Source organism: Mesoflavibacter sp. CH_XMU1422-2 (assembly GCF_037029245.1).
In the GTDB taxonomy this organism is placed as follows: Bacteria; Bacteroidota; Bacteroidia; order Flavobacteriales; family Flavobacteriaceae; genus Mesoflavibacter; species Mesoflavibacter zeaxanthinifaciens.
Genome location: NZ_JAYMEE010000060.1, coordinates 59,611 through 76,980, shown reverse-complemented (window position 1 = coordinate 76,980; position 17,370 = coordinate 59,611). Strand labels below are relative to the sequence as shown.

At 32.9% G+C, this 17,370-nt stretch carries 13 protein-coding genes; 3 read left to right on the top strand and 10 right to left on the bottom strand.

The window, feature by feature from the left end; all coding sequences use genetic code 11:
- Together WA340_RS09240 and WA340_RS09235 are read right to left on the bottom strand one after the other, a co-directional pair.
- On the bottom strand, nt 1-2,598 hold a 2,598-nt coding region (locus WA340_RS09240; protein ID WP_336128643.1), incomplete at its 3' end, for a PKD domain-containing protein.
- Nucleotides 2,599-2,633: 35 nt separating this feature from the next.
- Nucleotides 2,634-3,107, bottom strand: a complete 474-nt coding sequence (locus WA340_RS09235) for a hypothetical protein (protein ID WP_336128641.1) — start codon at nt 3,105-3,107, stop codon at nt 2,634-2,636.
- Nucleotides 3,108-3,302: 195 nt separating this feature from the next.
- Between WA340_RS09235 and folE the strand changes: the two genes are divergently transcribed.
- The 3 genes from folE to yidD are packed head-to-tail and all read left to right on the top strand — an operon-like array spanning nt 3,303 to nt 5,764.
- Nucleotides 3,303-3,989: a GTP cyclohydrolase I FolE gene (gene folE, locus WA340_RS09230; RefSeq protein ID WP_336128639.1), complete on the top strand. Its 687-nt coding sequence runs from the start codon at nt 3,303-3,305 to the stop codon at nt 3,987-3,989.
- A gap of 8 nt (nt 3,990-3,997) precedes the next feature.
- Complete coding sequence (cysS, locus tag WA340_RS09225) at nt 3,998-5,482, top strand: cysteine--tRNA ligase (protein WP_336128638.1); 1,485 nt, start codon at nt 3,998-4,000, stop codon at nt 5,480-5,482.
- Nucleotides 5,483-5,524: 42 nt separating this feature from the next.
- On the top strand, nt 5,525-5,764 hold the full coding sequence (yidD, locus tag WA340_RS09220) for a membrane protein insertion efficiency factor YidD (protein WP_027880160.1): 240 nt from the start codon (nt 5,525-5,527) through the stop codon (nt 5,762-5,764).
- A 20-nt stretch (nt 5,765-5,784) separates the two neighbouring features.
- Here the strand turns inward: yidD and WA340_RS09215 are convergent, their stop codons facing one another.
- From WA340_RS09215 to asnB, 8 genes are all read right to left on the bottom strand, one after another.
- A complete protein-coding gene (locus WA340_RS09215) occupies nt 5,785-6,303 on the bottom strand; it encodes a DUF192 domain-containing protein (RefSeq protein ID WP_336128637.1) in 519 nt (172 codons plus the stop codon).
- A complete protein-coding gene (lgt, locus tag WA340_RS09210) occupies nt 6,303-7,229 on the bottom strand; it encodes a prolipoprotein diacylglyceryl transferase (RefSeq protein ID WP_336128636.1) in 927 nt (308 codons plus the stop codon). The genes WA340_RS09215 and lgt overlap by 1 nt, the downstream gene beginning before the upstream one ends.
- A 288-nt stretch (nt 7,230-7,517) precedes the next feature.
- Nucleotides 7,518-10,526, bottom strand: coding sequence for a protein translocase subunit SecDF (secDF, locus tag WA340_RS09205; protein ID WP_336128635.1), 3,009 nt, complete (start codon nt 10,524-10,526; stop codon nt 7,518-7,520).
- Between the two features lie 126 nt (nt 10,527-10,652).
- Complete coding sequence (locus WA340_RS09200) at nt 10,653-11,279, bottom strand: hypothetical protein (RefSeq protein WP_336128632.1); 627 nt, start codon at nt 11,277-11,279, stop codon at nt 10,653-10,655.
- 114 nt (nt 11,280-11,393) lie between these two features.
- The gene (locus WA340_RS09195; protein ID WP_027880165.1) at nt 11,394-12,047 is read right to left on the bottom strand and encodes a DUF4412 domain-containing protein; all 654 of its coding nucleotides are present in this window, start codon (nt 12,045-12,047) and stop codon (nt 11,394-11,396) included.
- Nucleotides 12,048-12,176: 129 nt separating this feature from the next.
- The gene (mdh, locus tag WA340_RS09190; protein ID WP_027880166.1) at nt 12,177-13,103 is read right to left on the bottom strand and encodes a malate dehydrogenase; all 927 of its coding nucleotides are present in this window, start codon (nt 13,101-13,103) and stop codon (nt 12,177-12,179) included.
- Nucleotides 13,104-13,308: 205 nt separating this feature from the next.
- The gene (gyrB, locus tag WA340_RS09185) at nt 13,309-15,246 is read right to left on the bottom strand and encodes a DNA topoisomerase (ATP-hydrolyzing) subunit B (protein WP_027880167.1); all 1,938 of its coding nucleotides are present in this window, start codon (nt 15,244-15,246) and stop codon (nt 13,309-13,311) included.
- 316 nt (nt 15,247-15,562) lie between these two features.
- Nucleotides 15,563-17,227 (bottom strand): asparagine synthase B, encoded by a 1,665-nt coding sequence (gene asnB / locus WA340_RS09180; protein ID WP_336128628.1) that lies wholly within the window; start codon nt 17,225-17,227, stop codon nt 15,563-15,565.
- Nucleotides 17,228-17,370: the final 143 nt, after the last annotated feature.

The following is a 17,370-nucleotide window of genomic DNA, read 5'->3' as shown; positions in this document are numbered from 1 at the left end:
TACTGTTACATCTACTGTTGTGGATGCTGGACATACTCCACTTGTAGTATGTTCTACTGTATAGGTTGCTCCTGATGTACCGTTTGTAATCGTTCCTGTACCTGAATCTATTAGCGCTCCGTCGCCTGGTAATGGATTAAAAGCATAGGTTCCGCCTGATGATACTGAACTATCTACTACAGCTCCATCACACGTTGGTTGCATCGTGAAAGTTGGATCGTCTGTTGTTAATACTGTAAAGTTTACCGTAGTTGTCGTTGGACATGTACCTGTTGTTGTATAGGTTACGGTATGTGTGGATCCGGATGCAGCACCTGTTACTGTTCCTGTTGCTGAATCTATCATTGCTCCCGTTGTTGTTAATGCAAAGGTTCCGCCTGGCGTTACGACATTACTCATTACTGCGCCATCACACGTTGGTGTCGCTGTAAAACTTGAATCGTCATTGGCATTTACTATTAAATTAAATAATGGCATCGCAGTTGCACTATAACACGTCGCATCTCCCGATGCCTCTATTCTTACATAGATTGGCTCGTTTGGTCCGCCTACATAAGGACTCGTTAATGCGTTTGTGTCTGAATCTGCCTCTGCAAAACTATTATGATACGTCACTACATAATCTGAGGCTGCCTGTGTCCCTAATATAAATGGCGTCTGACTCTCTAAATCAAATGGCTCTACACCATCATTACTCGGATCATCACAAACTACCATATCTGACGCTGGATTGATTGTAGGTTGAGCTGTAATATTTAAAGTAAACGTTTCCGACTCATAACAACCTGTATTTAAATACTCTACTCTAACATAGATAGTTTGAGGATTACCTAAAGTAGCTGTTGTCGTGTAAGTATCTGGTGTTGGTATTGGATTAGTATCAGCATCTGCGTCTGCCTGACTTTCATGATAAGTTATAACTAAATCTGAAGGAATTGCTGATGGCGCTAATATCGGAGTGTCATTTTCTGTTAAATCAAAAATATAAGGTGGCGCTCCTGGATTACACATAAATAAATCATCTGGTTCTCCATTATCTACTTCTGGATAAACATCAATACAAACTGTCTCTGTATATTCACATCCAAAATCATTTAAAACTCTGTAAGTATAACAATGTTGACCGGGCGTAGAAGGCTGAACAGTAATATCATTTCCTGACGTACTAACAATAGAAGGGTCTGAATCCCAAGCTTCTGATGTTGTTACTGGTGTAAAAGAATATTCTGGTGGTTGTAATGTAGGATCAAACTCGATACTCCATGAAAAAATATAACCATTATCAATTGATAAATTATCTATTATTTCTATACACCAATCTCCGTTTAAAGGACTTCCTAATAAGTCAGATAGATTTCCTTCAGGAAGATAAGTTCCTGGTGTAATAGAATTATTTGGAGGATTAGAACCAGCAGTAATTGTTGGTCCATTTTCTATAGTTACTGTCCCTGTACTAGAGAAACAGTAATCTGCACCTGTACCTGGTGTATTAGTCCCATCGTCATTTGCTCCTCCTAGGTATGTACCATTACCTCCTGGGTAACCTTTAAGCACAGCTGTTTGACCATTTGGACTTATAATATTAATATCTAAATCTCCCATATAAGAATGCTCCATGTTAACACAAATTGCAACAATTTGATTTACATCCGTTAATGTTAATGAAGATTCGTAACAATCAACTGTTACACATGTTTGGTATGTTGCTCCTGAACCATCAGGTAAAAATGTTGTACCACTAACTGGCGGAGTACAATCATTAATAAATTCTACTTGATTTGCTACTCCCGTTAAGGTTACCTGTTCTCCAAAACATGCTGTTGAAGCAGAGGCTGCTGTACCTGTAAAGTCAGGCTCTGTACTTACTTGAATAACTTGATTGATTAAATTGGTATTACTACAACCCGATGGATCAGGATCTGTATTTGTATCTGTAACATTTAAATTCACAATATACACACCTGGATTAGGGTAAGAAAAAGTTGCTGTTTGACCAGAAACTGTATTTCCATCTCCTAAATCCCATTCGTACGTTGCTCCAGTACCATCTACAGAAAAGTTAGCACTTCCGTTTAATGTTATAGGGTCTCCTGGACAAACTCTTATATATCCATCTCCATTTGGAGCTGGTGAAGATGAATCCAATTGCGAAACAATAGTTTGACATGGTTCATAACAAGATACATTTGCTTCCCAACCTGTTGTATTAGCAGAAGCATCTGATGTGAATTCGATAGTAAGACATCCTGTTGGATTGTTTGGTGTAGCAGAAACAAAACCTGGGTTTGCTGAAGCTCCACCACCAGAGAATGTTCCAAAAGCATTTGCTGCTGTGCTATCGCCGTCATAAATCGTCATTTCATCAGTACCATTTTGGGTGCTAAAAGCAACAAAATCTAATTGTACCTGCTGTCCAGCAGTATCTGGACATATAGTTAATATAAAACTTTCATCATTAGCGTAGTTACCTGCACTTCCACCTGAATCATAAAATACGCCTCCACATTGACTTACAGTTGTGGTTTGCATAATTATGTCTTGAGAAAACACAAAGACAACATTTAGTAATAGAGTTATAGTAAGTAAAAACTTTTTCATTTTGTAGTAGTTTGAAAGTAAAATCTAGCGACTAATTATTTTTTTAAATTTTGAGCCTTTATAACAATATAATATTGTGTATTATCAATTCTGTATATCGCAGAACCAACTTTAAAAAATTCTAAATTATATTTTAAAGGATTAAATGTGTTAATATCAAAAGATTGGTCTCTTTTAAGCTCTTTATTATAATTATTGAACAAACCAACCGTTGAAAGTAGAGTCACTTTACTTTTTGAGTTATAATGAGGTAGCTTTGTAATTAATAATCTATTTCTTAATAAATGTTTTAAATCCTTAATTTTTTGTGGTCTACTCAAAACATATTTTTCTAATTTGTCTTGATAAACTTCTTTAAGCATCCCTAATTCTTTTGCAGTAAAAGGAGCTTCTAAATTATCTCCATATTTAACTGGCTGCGTTTTTAATTTTCTATTGTTTTGAGCATTAACGTTTTGCACAGTAAAAACAATCGCAAAAAAAGATATTAGCAATAATATACGTCTCATAGTATTTTCTGAAATAATAAATTAAGACGGAAAATTAAGAAATTTTTAATAAACATTATGTTAATTAAAGAATGTAATTTACTTTTCAATGCTATTAAGTTTAAAACTTGCTAATTATTAACCTTAATTAAACTATTAGATTTTAATAATTGATTATCTTTGCAAACTATTTTAAACATCACATTTTTTATATAAATGAAGATTGATAACTCTGTAGAAAACATAGACAACAATGATCCTATTGGCGAAAACCATATAGGCACAAGTCATGACACACCGCTTAGACCTGATGCTTTTACAATTTCTGACAAAGAAAAAATAGAAAGTATAAAAAAAGACGTAACAAACATAATGAATACCCTAGGTTTAGACCTAACAGACGACAGTCTAAAAGGGACACCTAACCGAGTAGCAAAAATGTTTGTAAACGAAATTTTTGGTGGATTAAACCCAGATAAAAAACCTAACGCATCAACATTTGATAACAAATATCAATATGGAGAAATGTTGGTTGAAAAAAACATCACTGTATACTCTACTTGCGAGCATCATTTGTTACCAATAGTAGGACGCGCTCATGTCGCTTACATTTCTAATGGAAGTGTAGTTGGGCTTTCTAAAATGAATCGTATTGTAGATTATTACGCAAAACGACCACAGGTACAAGAACGTTTAACCATTCAAATAGTAAAAGAATTACAAGACGTTTTAGGTACAGAGGATGTAGCATGTGTTATTGATGCTAAGCATTTATGCGTAAACTCTAGAGGTATTAGAGATATTGAAAGTAGCACCGTAACTTCTGAGTTTGGAGGCGCTTTTAAAAACAAAGAAACTAAACGCGAATTTTTAGATTACATCAAATTAGAGACTAAATTTTAGTATCAATCATGCAACTTTACCAAAACCAAAATATTAAAATATACAACTCTTTAACAGGAGAAAAAGAGCAATTTAAATCAATACATGAAGGTAGCGTTGGTATGTACGTTTGTGGACCAACCGTTTACAGTAATGTACACCTAGGTAACGTTAGAACATTTATGTCTTTTGATGTTATTTTTAGATATTTAAAATATTTAGGTTACAAAGTAAGATATGTACGAAATATTACAGATGCTGGACATTTAGAGAATGATGCAGATGTTGGTGAAGACCGTATTGCTAAAAAAGCACGTTTAGAAGAAATAGAACCTATGGAAGTTGTACAACGTTACACAGTAGATTTTCATAATATTCTAAATACTTTTAATTTTTTACCACCAAGTATAGAACCAACTGCAACAGGTCATATTATTGAGCAAATAGAACTTATTAAAACAATAATTGACAATGGTTTTGCTTATGAAGTAAATGGCTCTGTTTATTTTGATGTACATAAGTACAACGAAAGTAATGAATACGGAATTTTAAGTAAGCGTAAACTTGAAGACCTAATACACAACACACGTGAACTTGATGGGCAATCTGATAAGAAAAACCCTCAAGATTTTGCACTTTGGAAAAAAGCAGAACCTGCTCACATTATGCGTTGGCCATCTCCTTGGAGTGATGGTTTTCCTGGTTGGCACTTAGAGTGTACAGCTATGAGCACTAAATATTTAGGCGAACATTTTGATATACATGGTGGCGGAATGGATTTAAAATTCCCACACCACGAGTGCGAAATTGCTCAAAACCAAGCAGCAAAAGGAAAATCTCCAGTTAACTATTGGATGCATGCTAACATGCTAATCATGAATGGTAAAAAAATGGCAAAGTCAACCGGCAATTTTATTTTACCAAATGAAATTTTTACAGGAGACAACCCACATATTACTAAAGCATTTACACCAAGCGTTGCTCGTTTCTTTATGCTACAAGCACATTATAGAAGTGTTTTAGATTTTACAAACGATGGTTTATTAGCTGCAGAAAAAGGATATAACAGATTAATGGAAGCTGTTAAGTCTTTATCAGAATTAAAAACTTCTGATAAAAGTAGCATCGATATTAATGCTTGGAAACAAAAGTGTTTTGATGCTATGAATGACGATTTTAACACACCAATTTTAATAGCCAACCTTTTTGAAGCTGTAAAATATATCAATCAAATAAAAGATGGTACAGTAACAATAACTAAAGAAGATTTAGAGACGCTTACAAAAACCATTAACGATTTCACTTTTGATATTTTAGGATTAAAAGACGATACTATTCAAACTAATACAGGTACTGACAAACTATCGGGAACTGTAGAGCTTTTAATAAAATTACGTCAAGAAGCAAGAGCTAATAAAGACTTTGCTTTAAGTGATAAAATTAGAGACGAATTAGCCGAAGTAGGCATAAAACTTAAAGATGGTAAAGACGGTACAACCTTTACTACAAATTAATATTAAATCCTCTCTACATGAGAGGATTTTTCATTTTTAACAATGAAAAAACTGATTATCAAACCTTTTTTATTTCTTATAAAAGTCTATCAAACTTTTATATCTCCATTTACACCAAATACTTGTAGATATCAACCAACATGCTCACATTACACTAAGGAAGCTTTGATAACACATGGGTTAATAAAAGGTGGCTGGTTAAGTATAAAAAGAATTTTTAGCTGTCATCCTTTTGGTGGTAAAGGGTTTGATCCAGTACCTCCAAAAAAAGAAAAAGAATAACTACTCTATATAAAATTAACCTATTGCTTAAAAGGTATAGTATCTTTTACAATTCTATATTCGTAATAGTCCATTTTATCACCAACTTCAAGCAATAATTTTTCTGCAACACCAGCATTAACCTCTAATACAAATTGAGCTTTTGTTTGTGACGGTAAAGATGACTCATCAAAAGGTTGAGCGTTTTCTTGAAAACTAACAATACGCTTATTGTGATCTATAAAAATTAAATCTAAAGGAAAACGTGTGTTTTTCATGTAAAAACTACGTTCTCTCACATCAGGAAACACAAATAACATACCTTGGTTATCTTCCATTCCGTCGCGATACATTAAGCCTGTTTGGATTTGGTAAGGAGTTTTTGCTATCTCTATATCAAAGATTTTAATTATGGTATCTGTTGTACCTTTAAAGAAAGTTAGTTCTCCTTCTTTTTTAAATTCAACTTTAACTTGCTCTATTATTTTCTTTTCATCTTTACATGAAGTAATACAAATAGCAAAAACTATAATTACAATTAGTGGCTTGTAAAATCTCATTAGATATTAGTTTTTTTTGGTTTAAAAGTGAACATAAAATATAAGCCTATAAGTATAAACGGAATACTTAATAATTGTCCTGTATTTAACAACCAATCTGCACGTTCTGGATTTTGGGCTTCTTTTACAAACTCTACAAAAAATCTTACTGTCCAAAGCAATACTAAAAACAGACCAAATAAGAAACCACGTTGTTCTCCTTTATTAGTTTTTAAATAAAAATATAACAGAATTAAAAACACAAAAATATAACTAAAAGACTCATATAACTGAGCAGCGTGGCGATACGGAACAGCTTCTAAAAGAGTGGCAAATTTTGGGTTATCTGTTACTGCTGCGTAAGCTTTTTTTACGTCTTGAATACCTGTTAGCTTTACAATTTCTGACTTGTGATAATAGTCTTGCACAAAGCGTACACCTAAGCTAGAGTCTGTTACTTTACCAATAATTTCTGAATTTATAAAATTACCTATTCTAATAAATATAGCTCCAGAAGCTACAGGTATTACAATACGATCTAAAATCCACATTAATGATTTGTATTTATATTTTTTACGGTATAAATACATACCTATAATAATACCTATTGCTGCACCGTGACTTGCTAACCCTTGAAAGCCTGTAAACTCGAATTCTGGTTTGGTGCGTATTGGTAGAAAAATGCTTAAAAAATCTTGACTAAATAGTTCTGGTTGGTAAAATATAACATGACCTAATCTTGCACCTAACATAGTAGCTAAAACTGTGTAAATAAATAAAGGATCAAGATATTCTAATTTTATTTTTTCGCGCTTAAAGATATAGCTCATTATTTTATGTCCTAAAACAAATGCTATAATCCACATTAAACTATAAAAATGAATTTTGAAGTTTCCTGCTATATCTATTCCTGTTATTGGATTCCAGTCAAATTTTAATGCGTACATACTATTTTTTTTGCGATTGTAAATATAGTATTTATGCTTTAGTTATAAATAGAATTAACGCAGGTTTATTAATTAATTGATTTTTAATTTATATTTATTAGGCTTAAGATTAAGTTGATCTATGCGTTAGGGATTGAGCTATTGTTGGAGCACATCTTTGATTGCGACTAGCGAAAGCCCGACGCACTTTTGCCCTAAAGCAAAAGTGGGTAACGCCCAAAGTAATTGCATAAAAAAAGCCTTTTTACTAATGCAAAAAGGCTTTTTTATTATTTGGAGTTTGAAGGACTATTTTACAACAGTTTCATCAATTACTTCTTCTTTCTTTTTTAAAGCGTCTGCTGCGCCTCCTTTTTTAGCAGTATCAAACATGATTGGTGTTGCGATAAATAATGATGAATATGTACCTACAATTACACCTACGATTAAGGCAAACATAAATCCTCTAATAGATTCGCCACCAAAAATAAAGATAGCTAATAATACTACTAATGTAGTTAAAGAGGTATTTAATGTACGGCTTAATGTACTGCTTAATGATTTGTCAATTACTTCTGTAAATGGCCAATTGGTATGCTCGTTAAAGAACTCACGGATACGGTCAAATACAACCACGGTATCGTTTAACGAGTAACCGATTACGGTAAGAATTGCTGCAATAAATGCTTGATCAATTTCCATTGAGAATGGCATAAACTTGTATGTTAATGAGAATACACCTAATACAATAATAACATCATGGAAAACAGCCGCTACTGCACCAAGAGAGAATTGCCATCTTTTAAAACGGAATAAGATATATAAGAATACCACTACTAAAGATCCTAATACAGCCCAGAAAGATGCTTGTTTAATATCATCTGCGATTGATGGACTTACTTTGTATTGATCCATAATACCTATTTGCTTGTCTGCTTTAGAAAGGTCTTTAAACTCTTCAAAAGATTGACCGTTTAAATAAGGCTGTAACGCGTTGTATAGTTTTTCTCTTACTTCTTCGTCTACTTCGTTAGCAGTTTCGTTAATCTTATATTTTGTAGAGATTTTTAAGTTATTCTCGTCTCCTACAGTTTTTACAGATGCACTTCCAAACACTTCTGGTGTTGCTAAAGCCTCTTCTACCTCAACAGCGCTAACTGGCTCTGCAAAACGCACTTGCGTAGTACGTCCTCCAACAAAGTCAATACCTTGATCTAACCCATTAGTAAATAAAGACCCTAAACTTACTATTAATAAAGCTCCTGAAATAATGTAAGCTACTTTACGCTTTTTAAGGAATTCGATATTAATATTTCTGAACAAGTTTTTAGTTACACCTGTAGAGAAATCTAATTTACCGCCTTTATTTACATACCAGTCAATTAATAATCTTGTAATAAAAATTGCTGTAAATAAAGATGTACCAATACCAATTAATAATGTAGTTGCAAACCCTTTAATTGGTCCTGTACCAAACACAAATAAGATTAATGCTGTTAAACCTGTAGTTATGTTAGCATCTAAGATTGATGATAAAGCGTTACTAAATCCGTCATTAATTGCAGATTTTTGATCTTTACCTTTACTTAATTCTTCTCTAATACGTTCAAAAATAAGTACGTTAGCATCTACCGACATACCTATTGTTAATACGATACCAGCAATACCAGGTAACGTTAACACTGCACCAATACCCGATAAAATCCCGAAGATTAATAAGATATTGAATAACATTGCGATGTCTGAGAATATACCAGCTTTACCATAATAGAAAACCATCCATAATAACACTAAAGCTAAAGCAATACCAAAAGACATTGTACCACTATCAATAGCTTCTTGACCTAAAGAAGGACCAACTATACTACTTTGAATAATATCTGCTTTTGCAGGTAATTTACCAGCACGTAAAACGTTTGCTAAATCTGTTGCTTCTCTTAAAGTAAAGTCTCCAGAAATTTCTGTACTACCTCCAGCAATTGCTCCGTTAGAAGCTGTTGGTGCAGAGTATACTGTGTTATCTAAAACCACTGCAATTTGACCTTGAGTTTTGTAAGCTTCTCCGGTCATTTCTTCCCAAATCTTAGCTCCTTTACTGTTCATTTGCATACTTACAACAACTTTGTTTGCTTGATTGTAAGTTTGACGCGCGTCTGTAACTACTGCACCACTTAATGGTGGCTCTCCATCTCTATTACCTTGTAAAACATATAAGTCTACAACTTCGCTATCTTCTGTTGCTTTACCAAATACAAATTTTGTGTAACGTAACTCTGCAGGTAATTTTGCTCTTACCTCTGGCATAGCTAAAAGTTTAGCTACTTGCTCTTTATCTTCTACTCTAACTTGTGCTAAAGTTGCCCCAAAACCAGGACCAACAAAAAGGTCTAATAAAGGATTGTTTTCTACAACTGTTTCATCTTCTTCTCCTGTTAGGTCTGCAATAGCTTTTTCCTCATCAGTCATCTCTTCTTGATCTGCAGTTGCTTGATCTGCTTTAGCTTCTCCTTCTTTTGCTTTCAATACTTCATTAGCATCAAGTAAAAATTGACTAAATAATTGAGAGTTTGAACCATACCAAAACTCTAATTGTGCTGTTGTTGTTATTAAATCTGTAGCTCTTTCTACATCTTTAACACCTGGTAATTCTAATAATACACGACCAGAGTTACCTAAACGTTGTATATTTGGAGACGTTACACCAAACTCGTCAATACGCTTACGTAATACTTCAAAAGCAGAAACAATAGACTCGTCTATTTTTGTTTCTAAAACTACTTTAGTTTCGTCATCAGACATATTAAGATCAATCTCACCTACTAAAGAACGTGTTGCAAAGATATCTGGAGATGCTAATTTTTTATCTCCTTTGATAGCGTCAAAAGCAACAAAGAAATCTTCTAAATATGTATTTTGGCTATTTTTCTGAATTTCATCTGCATCATCTAATGCTTTTCTAAAAGTTGGATCTGTACTTCCGTCTGCAAGACCAATTAAGATGTCTTTTACAGAAATTTGTAAGATAGCTTCTAAACCTCCTTTAAGGTCAAGACCTAACTTCATTGAATTTTCTTTAACTTCAGAATAATCACTTCCTAAGAAAACACTTTCTTTAGATGTTGCTAAAGAGTCTAAATATCTTGCTGCATATTCGTTTACTTTTGCGCTACGATCCTCTGCAGACGCATCTATTTTTTGTTCTGCTATCTGTGTAGCTTCGCTCTCTACCGCATTATTTTTAAATGTGAAAGACAGCTGGTAAATACTTACCAATCCAAATAAAACTGCAAATAGTTTTATTAATCCTTTGTTTTGCATTGTTTGTTAATTTTTGGTCAATTTTATAAATCGGGCAAATATAATTTTTCCCTTAATAATTGACAATTATAATGTTTAAAATGATTTTTTAGCTAAAAGCTTGTAAAGGTTGAATTCCTTTTTTTATTAAGATTGAAATGAAAAAGGTCCTGCTCTAACCTCTGGTATAGTGTAAGTTTTATTACTAAAAGTCAAATGATATTGACTTGAAAAGTTTTGTTTTAAAACCGAAATATTAAGAAAATCGATTGCTACAAAAGCATCTAAGTAAAACGGAAGATTTGTATTAGAAGAACGATCGTAATCTTGCTTAGTTACAATTATACTTTTTCCAGCAGAATTATTTTGATTTTTTGAAGACGTTTTAATCTCATAAACATCAAAATCAAATCCTTTTTTGCTAGTTTTTTTAGGTAGATTACTTTGATTTTCTTCTAAATTTAAATAGCTTGATGCTATCTCTATCTGTAATGCTTTTGAAAGTAAAGACTTAATAACAACAACATCTAAGTTACTGTGATAACTTATTTTTAATTGGTCATTAGCGTCCTTTTCTACAACTATATTAGTAACATCAATAGCCTGCAATTGCTCTTGTATTAAAGCAATTGTTTGTTCTGATTGTTCTAACGTTACTGTTTGATCTTCAAAACGAATATGTACTTCTTGATTTGGTAAAGAAGCTTGGTTTTGTAAAACTCCAAATACAGCTAGAACAACAATTAGAGCACTGATGTACCATTTTGTTTTCATAAGTGCCAAATATAAAAAATTAAGTCTTTAAAAAGGCTGATTTTGAGGTTTTTTACAAATAAAAAAGAGCAACGAATGTTACTCTTTTTTATTTAAATTTTATAAAACAAATCTTTACTGATCCTCCATTTTAGAATAACCTTCTGGTGGAGTTAAATTAAATAACTCATTTGGAACAGCCTCGCTTTTAACTTCTGTAACATCGTACAACAAGGTCATTTTCATACCTTGCTGAAGTACGTTTATTTTCATAAATAAAGGAAAACCATCTAACTCGTCTCCAAACTGAGACGTTTCTTGAGTCTGAGCTTTAATTTGATCTGTAGCAAATATCTCCATAGTCATATCTACACCATCAGCCTTCATTGTTACATTGTATTGTTGGCAATCATATCCTAAAATAGTTTTTGTTTGATCTCCTTTAGTAATTTTAATATCATCGCCTAAGTCTTCTGGTGCTTCATAATCGGTCATTGTATATTTTTTACCGTACATTGGAGAGCTTATTAAGGTTAAAACTTTTTCTTTTTCCTTATCTACTATTGTAATAGACTCACCAGACATTGGGCTACTAGTTTCTGCTCTTACTCTATCTTCTGTAAAATATGTCGTAATTTTAGTTTCGCCCATCATTTGTAATTGCGAGTTCATCTCTGCATTATCACTAGACATTGTCATTTTTGAAGAGATTACTCCTTCTTTTAATTCTTCTTGAGCAACACTTACTAAACTGAATGATGCTAGAAGTATAAAAATTAATTTTTTCATTATTTTATTTTTAATTATTGAATGTTGTAATGTACTGAAATTGTTTTTAATTAATACAGATTTTATAAAATAAAAAAGCCTCATAAAGTAAAAACTTTATGAGGCTTAGTTGTATTATTTAATAAAATCTTATAATTCTAATAAACCATTAGTTTTAGACACACCTTCTGCACTTTCTTTCATATGTGCTTTTTCTGCATCGCTAAGTTCAATCTCTACAACTTTTTCAATTCCGTTGCGTCCTAAAATTACTGGCACACCAATACATAAGTCATTTAATCCGTATTCTCCATCTAATAAAGTTGAACATGGGAACATTTTCTTTTGGTCACAAGCAATTGCTTGAACTAATCCAGATACAGCTGCTCCTGGTGCATACCATGCAGAAGTCCCTAATAACTTTGTTAATGTTGCTCCTCCTACTTTAGTATCTTCTTTTACTTGATTTAATCTTTCTTCTGAAATAAATTCTGAAACCTTAATACTATTTCTTGTAGCATGAGATGTTAATGGCACCATACCTTTATCTGAATGCCCACCTATTACCATACCGTCTACATCGCTAATTGGACACTCTAAAGCTTCTGCTAGTCTATACTTGAAACGTGCAGAATCTAAAGCTCCACCCATACCGATAATTCTGTTTTTTGGTAAATCTGTAGTTTTGTGTACTAAGTAAGTCATAGTATCCATTGGGTTACTAACTACAATTATAATCGTATTAGGAGATTGCTCTATAAGACTAGAAGATACAGATTTAACAATACCAGCATTGATGCCTATTAACTCTTCACGAGTCATACCTGGCTTACGAGGTATACCTGATGTAATTACACAAATATCACTATCTGCTGTTTTAGAATAATCGTTTGTTACACCTGTAATTTTTGTATCAAAACCATTTAAAGATGCTGTTTGCATTAAATCCATTGCTTTACCTTCTGCAAAACCTTCTTTAATGTCTAATAAAACAACTTCTGAAGCGAAGTTTTTAATAGCAATATACTCTGCACAACTTGCACCAACTGCACCTGCACCAACTACTGTTACTTTCATGTTATATATTTTTAATTGTGTTAATTAATTTATCCTACAAATTTAACAATTTAACCCGAAGAATTAACCGAAAACATCAAAATATTAGGTTAAATTAAGCTTAAAACTAATCTGTTAACTTCTACAGAAAATTATTTTGTATAAAACAAAAAAAACACCTGAAATATAATTTTCAGGTGTTTTTAATATTCATTTAAATATCTAATTAAGCATCTATATTTGCATAAATAGCATTCTTCTCTATAAATTCTCTACGTGGCGGAACTTCATCTCCCATTAGCATAGAAAATACTCGATCTGCTTCTGTACCATTATCTATTTGCACTAGACGTAATGTTCTAAATTCTGGATTCATTGTTGTATCCCAAAGTTGTTCTGCATTCATCTCTCCAAGACCTTTATATCTTTGGATTTTTGAAGATTCTCCAAATTCTTTAACGATTGCATCACGTTCTTTATCATTCCAAGCATATTGTTTCTTAGCACCTTTTTTAATTAAGTAAAGTGGCGGTGTTGCTATGTATACGTGACCAGCTTCGATTAATTCTTTCATGTATCTAAAGAAAAATGTTAAGATTAATGTTGCAATGTGACTACCATCAATATCGGCATCACACATAATTACAATCTTATGATATCTTAATTTAGAAAGGTTTAAAGCTTTACTATCTTCTTCTGTACCTATAGTTACACCTAAAGCTGTGAAAATGTTTTTAATTTCTTCGTTTTCAAAAACTTTATGTGTCATTGCTTTTTCTACGTTTAAGATTTTACCTCTTAATGGTAGAATAGCTTGAAACTTTCTATCTCTTCCTTGTTTTGCAGTACCACCTGCCGAATCTCCCTCAACAAGAAACACTTCACATTGTGCTGGATCTTGCTCTGAACAGTCTGATAATTTACCAGGTAATCCACCAATGCTCATTACTGTTTTACGCTGTACCATTTCGCGCGCTTTTTGAGCAGCGTGACGTGCTTGAGCTGCTAAAATCACTTTTTGCACTATGGTCTTGGCTGTATCTGGATGTTCTTCTAGATAATCGGTTAACATTTCTGACACTGCTTGACTTACAGATGCAGAAACTTCACGGTTACCTAATTTTGTTTTTGTTTGACCTTCAAATTGTGGTTCTGCTACTTTAACAGAAACAATAGCTGTAAGTCCTTCACGGAAATCATCACCTGCAATGTCAAATTTTAATTTATCCAACATTCCAGATTCATCAGCATATTTTTTTAGGGTATGTGTTAATCCACGACGAAAACCTGATAAATGTGTACCACCTTCGTGTGTATTAATATTATTTACGTAAGAGTGTAAGTTTTCGGCATAACTTGTGTTGTAAATCATGGCTACCTCAACAGGCACTCCATTTTTTTCTCCTTCAAAAGAGATAGCTTCTTGCATTAAAGGCTCTCTATTTCCATCTAAAAACTTGATAAACTCTTTAAGGCCTTCTTCTGAATGAAATGTTTCTCCTTCAAAATTACCATCTTCTTTTTTGGCACGTTTATCTATTAAATGGATAGTTATTCCTTTATTTAAGTAAGCCAACTCACGTAAACGACTAGCTAAAGTATCATAACTATACTCTAATGTTTGCTTAAATATTTCTGGATCTGGTTTAAAGGTTACAATTGTACCTCTTTTATCTGTATCTCCAACAGCTTTTACAGGGTAAAGTGTTTTTCCTCTTTCGTATTCTTGCTCCCAAATCTTACCATCACGATGTACTGTTGCTTTTAAGTGTTCTGATAACGCGTTAACACAACTTACACCAACACCATGTAAACCACCTGATACTTTGTATGAGTCTTTATCAAACTTACCACCAGCTCCAATTTTGGTCATTACAACTTCTAATGCAGAAATTCCTTCTTTTTTATGAATATCTACAGGAATACCACGTCCGTCATCTTCTGTTGTAATAGAATTGTCTTCGTTAATAGTTACTGTAATATTGTTACAGTGTCCTGCTAAAGCCTCATCAATCGAGTTGTCCACAACCTCGTATACTAGGTGGTGTAAACCTCGTACTCCAACATCTCCAATATACATTGAAGGACGCATACGTACGTGCTCCATTCCTTCTAATGCCTGAATACTGTCTGCGGAATACTGTTTTTTATTTTCTTCGCTCATATATCGAATTATTAGTTATTTGCTTTTTAATTTTCTTTTTGAAAGAAAGTTATACACATAAAAAAAGACGCTTTAGCGCCTCTTATGAGTACAAACAAATATACGAAATAAAAGCCCTTTTTCAAGCTTTTTTATCTACTTAGCCTTAAAATTATCAACAATTGTTAAAAACCTAAAAACGTCTTAAAAGCACTAAAAAGTGTCTTAAAATGGATTTTAGTCATTTTTTTTATTTCATTTTTTTCAAAAAAACACAAAATCCCGCAGAAGCGAGATTTTGGAGCTAAAAATAATTAATATTCTATACTTTTATTTATTAATATGCTGAGTTGTGAACGTTTGCTATTGCTCTTCCTGATGGTTCATTCATTTTTTTAAATGCTTCATCCCATTCTAAAGCTGTTGCTGTACTACATGCTACGCTTGCCTCTTGTGGTACACTTAATGCTGCAGCATCACTTGGGAAGTGTTCTTCAAAAATAGAACGATAATAAAACTCTTCTTTGTTTTGCGGTGTTTGGATTGGGAAACGGTATTTTGCATTTTCCATCTGCTCGTCACTTACTTCTCTTTCTACTACTTCTTTTAAAGTATCTATCCAGCTGTAACCAACACCGTCACTAAATTGTTCTTTTTGTCTCCACGCAACGCTTTCTGGTAACATATCTTCAAATGCTTTACGGATAATCCATTTTTCCATACGTTCTCCATTAATCATTTTGTCTTTTGGATTTAAACTCATCGCTACGTCCATAAATTCTTTATCTAAAAATGGAACACGTCCTTCAATACCCCAAGCAGCTAAACTTTTGTTTGCTCGCAAACAATCATACATATGTAATTTGTCTATTTTGCGAACAGTTTCTTCATGAAACTCTTTTGCATTTGGTGCTTTATGGAAGTATAAATAACCACCAAAAATCTCGTCTGCTCCTTCACCCGAAAGTACCATTTTGATTCCCATAGATTTAATTACTCTTGCCATTAAACACATTGGTGTTGAAGAGCGAATAGTGGTAATATCGTAGGTTTCTATGTTATAAATCACATCTTTTATGGCATCTAAACCTTCTTGAATTGTGAATTTAATTTCGTGATGTACAGTACCAATATGGTCTGCTACTTTTTGTGCTGCTGCTAAATCTGGAGAGCCTTCTAATCCAACAGAAAAACTATGTAGTTGCGGATACCATGCTGCTTGTTTATCATCACTCTCTACACGTAATTGTGCATATTTTTTTGCAATTGCAGAAGTTACAGAACTATCCAATCCACCAGATAATAAAACTCCATAAGGCACATCGCTCATTAACTGTCTTTTTACAGCAGCTTCTAAAGCTTCTTTTACTTTTGTTATACTAGTTTCGTTATCTTTTACGTTATCGTAGTCTCTCCAATCTCTATTCCACCATTTAACAAACTCGCCATCTTTACTTGACATGTAATGACCAGGAGGAAATAATTCTATTTTAGTGCAGATACCTTCTAAAGCTTTTAATTCTGAAGCCACATAAAAGGTTCCGTTTTGATCCCAACCTATATACAATGGAATAATCCCCATGTGGTCTCTTGCTATAAAATATTCGTCTTTGTCAACATCATAAATTGCAAAACCAAATATTCCGTTCATTTCGTCTACAAAATCGACTCCTTTTTCTTTATAAAGTGCTAAGATAACTTCGCAATCACTTTCGGTCTGAAAGTTATACTTACCGTCAAATTGCTTACGTAACTCTCTATGGTTGTAGATTTCGCCATTAGCTGCCAAAACCAGTTTTTTATCAGGACTAAACAATGGTTGTTTTCCTGATGCTGGATCTACAATAGCTAAACGTTCGTGTGCCAAAATAGCTTTATCGTCACTGTATATACCAGACCAATCTGGTCCACGATGACGAATAGTTTTAGACATTTCTAATATTTGAGGTCTTAAATCTTCGCTTTTCTGCTTTAAATCGAAAGCACATACTATTCCACACATAATCTTAATATTTTAAATTCGTTAATTACTAATTGATATAACAAATATTAGTTTTATGTTTCAGTATTAAAACACAAATACTTATTATGCTTACAAAATGTAATTTCAATTTAAAAAATTGATAAAAAATGAAATTTTAAGAT

Bases quoted from the DNA above. Each gene is read 5' to 3' on its own strand.
- asnB (WP_336128628.1), bottom strand. From the start codon at position 17,227: ATGTGTGGAATAGTATGTGCTTTCGATTTAAAGCAGAAAAGCGAAGAT.
- WA340_RS09215 (WP_336128637.1), bottom strand. From the start codon at position 6,303: ATGAGATTTTACAAGCCACTAATTGTAATTATAGTTTTTGCTATTTGT.
- WA340_RS09235 (WP_336128641.1), bottom strand. From the start codon at position 3,107: ATGAGACGTATATTATTGCTAATATCTTTTTTTGCGATTGTTTTTACT.
- cysS (WP_336128638.1), top strand. From the start codon at position 3,998: ATGCAACTTTACCAAAACCAAAATATTAAAATATACAACTCTTTAACA.
- folE (WP_336128639.1), top strand. From the start codon at position 3,303: ATGAAGATTGATAACTCTGTAGAAAACATAGACAACAATGATCCTATT.
- WA340_RS09195 (WP_027880165.1), bottom strand. From the start codon at position 12,047: ATGAAAAAATTAATTTTTATACTTCTAGCATCATTCAGTTTAGTAAGT.
- mdh (WP_027880166.1), bottom strand. From the start codon at position 13,103: ATGAAAGTAACAGTAGTTGGTGCAGGTGCAGTTGGTGCAAGTTGTGCA.
- gyrB (WP_027880167.1), bottom strand. From the start codon at position 15,246: ATGAGCGAAGAAAATAAAAAACAGTATTCCGCAGACAGTATTCAGGCA.
- WA340_RS09200 (WP_336128632.1), bottom strand. From the start codon at position 11,279: ATGAAAACAAAATGGTACATCAGTGCTCTAATTGTTGTTCTAGCTGTA.
- secDF (WP_336128635.1), bottom strand. From the start codon at position 10,526: ATGCAAAACAAAGGATTAATAAAACTATTTGCAGTTTTATTTGGATTG.
- lgt (WP_336128636.1), bottom strand. From the start codon at position 7,229: ATGTACGCATTAAAATTTGACTGGAATCCAATAACAGGAATAGATATA.
- yidD (WP_027880160.1), top strand. From the start codon at position 5,525: ATGAAAAAACTGATTATCAAACCTTTTTTATTTCTTATAAAAGTCTAT.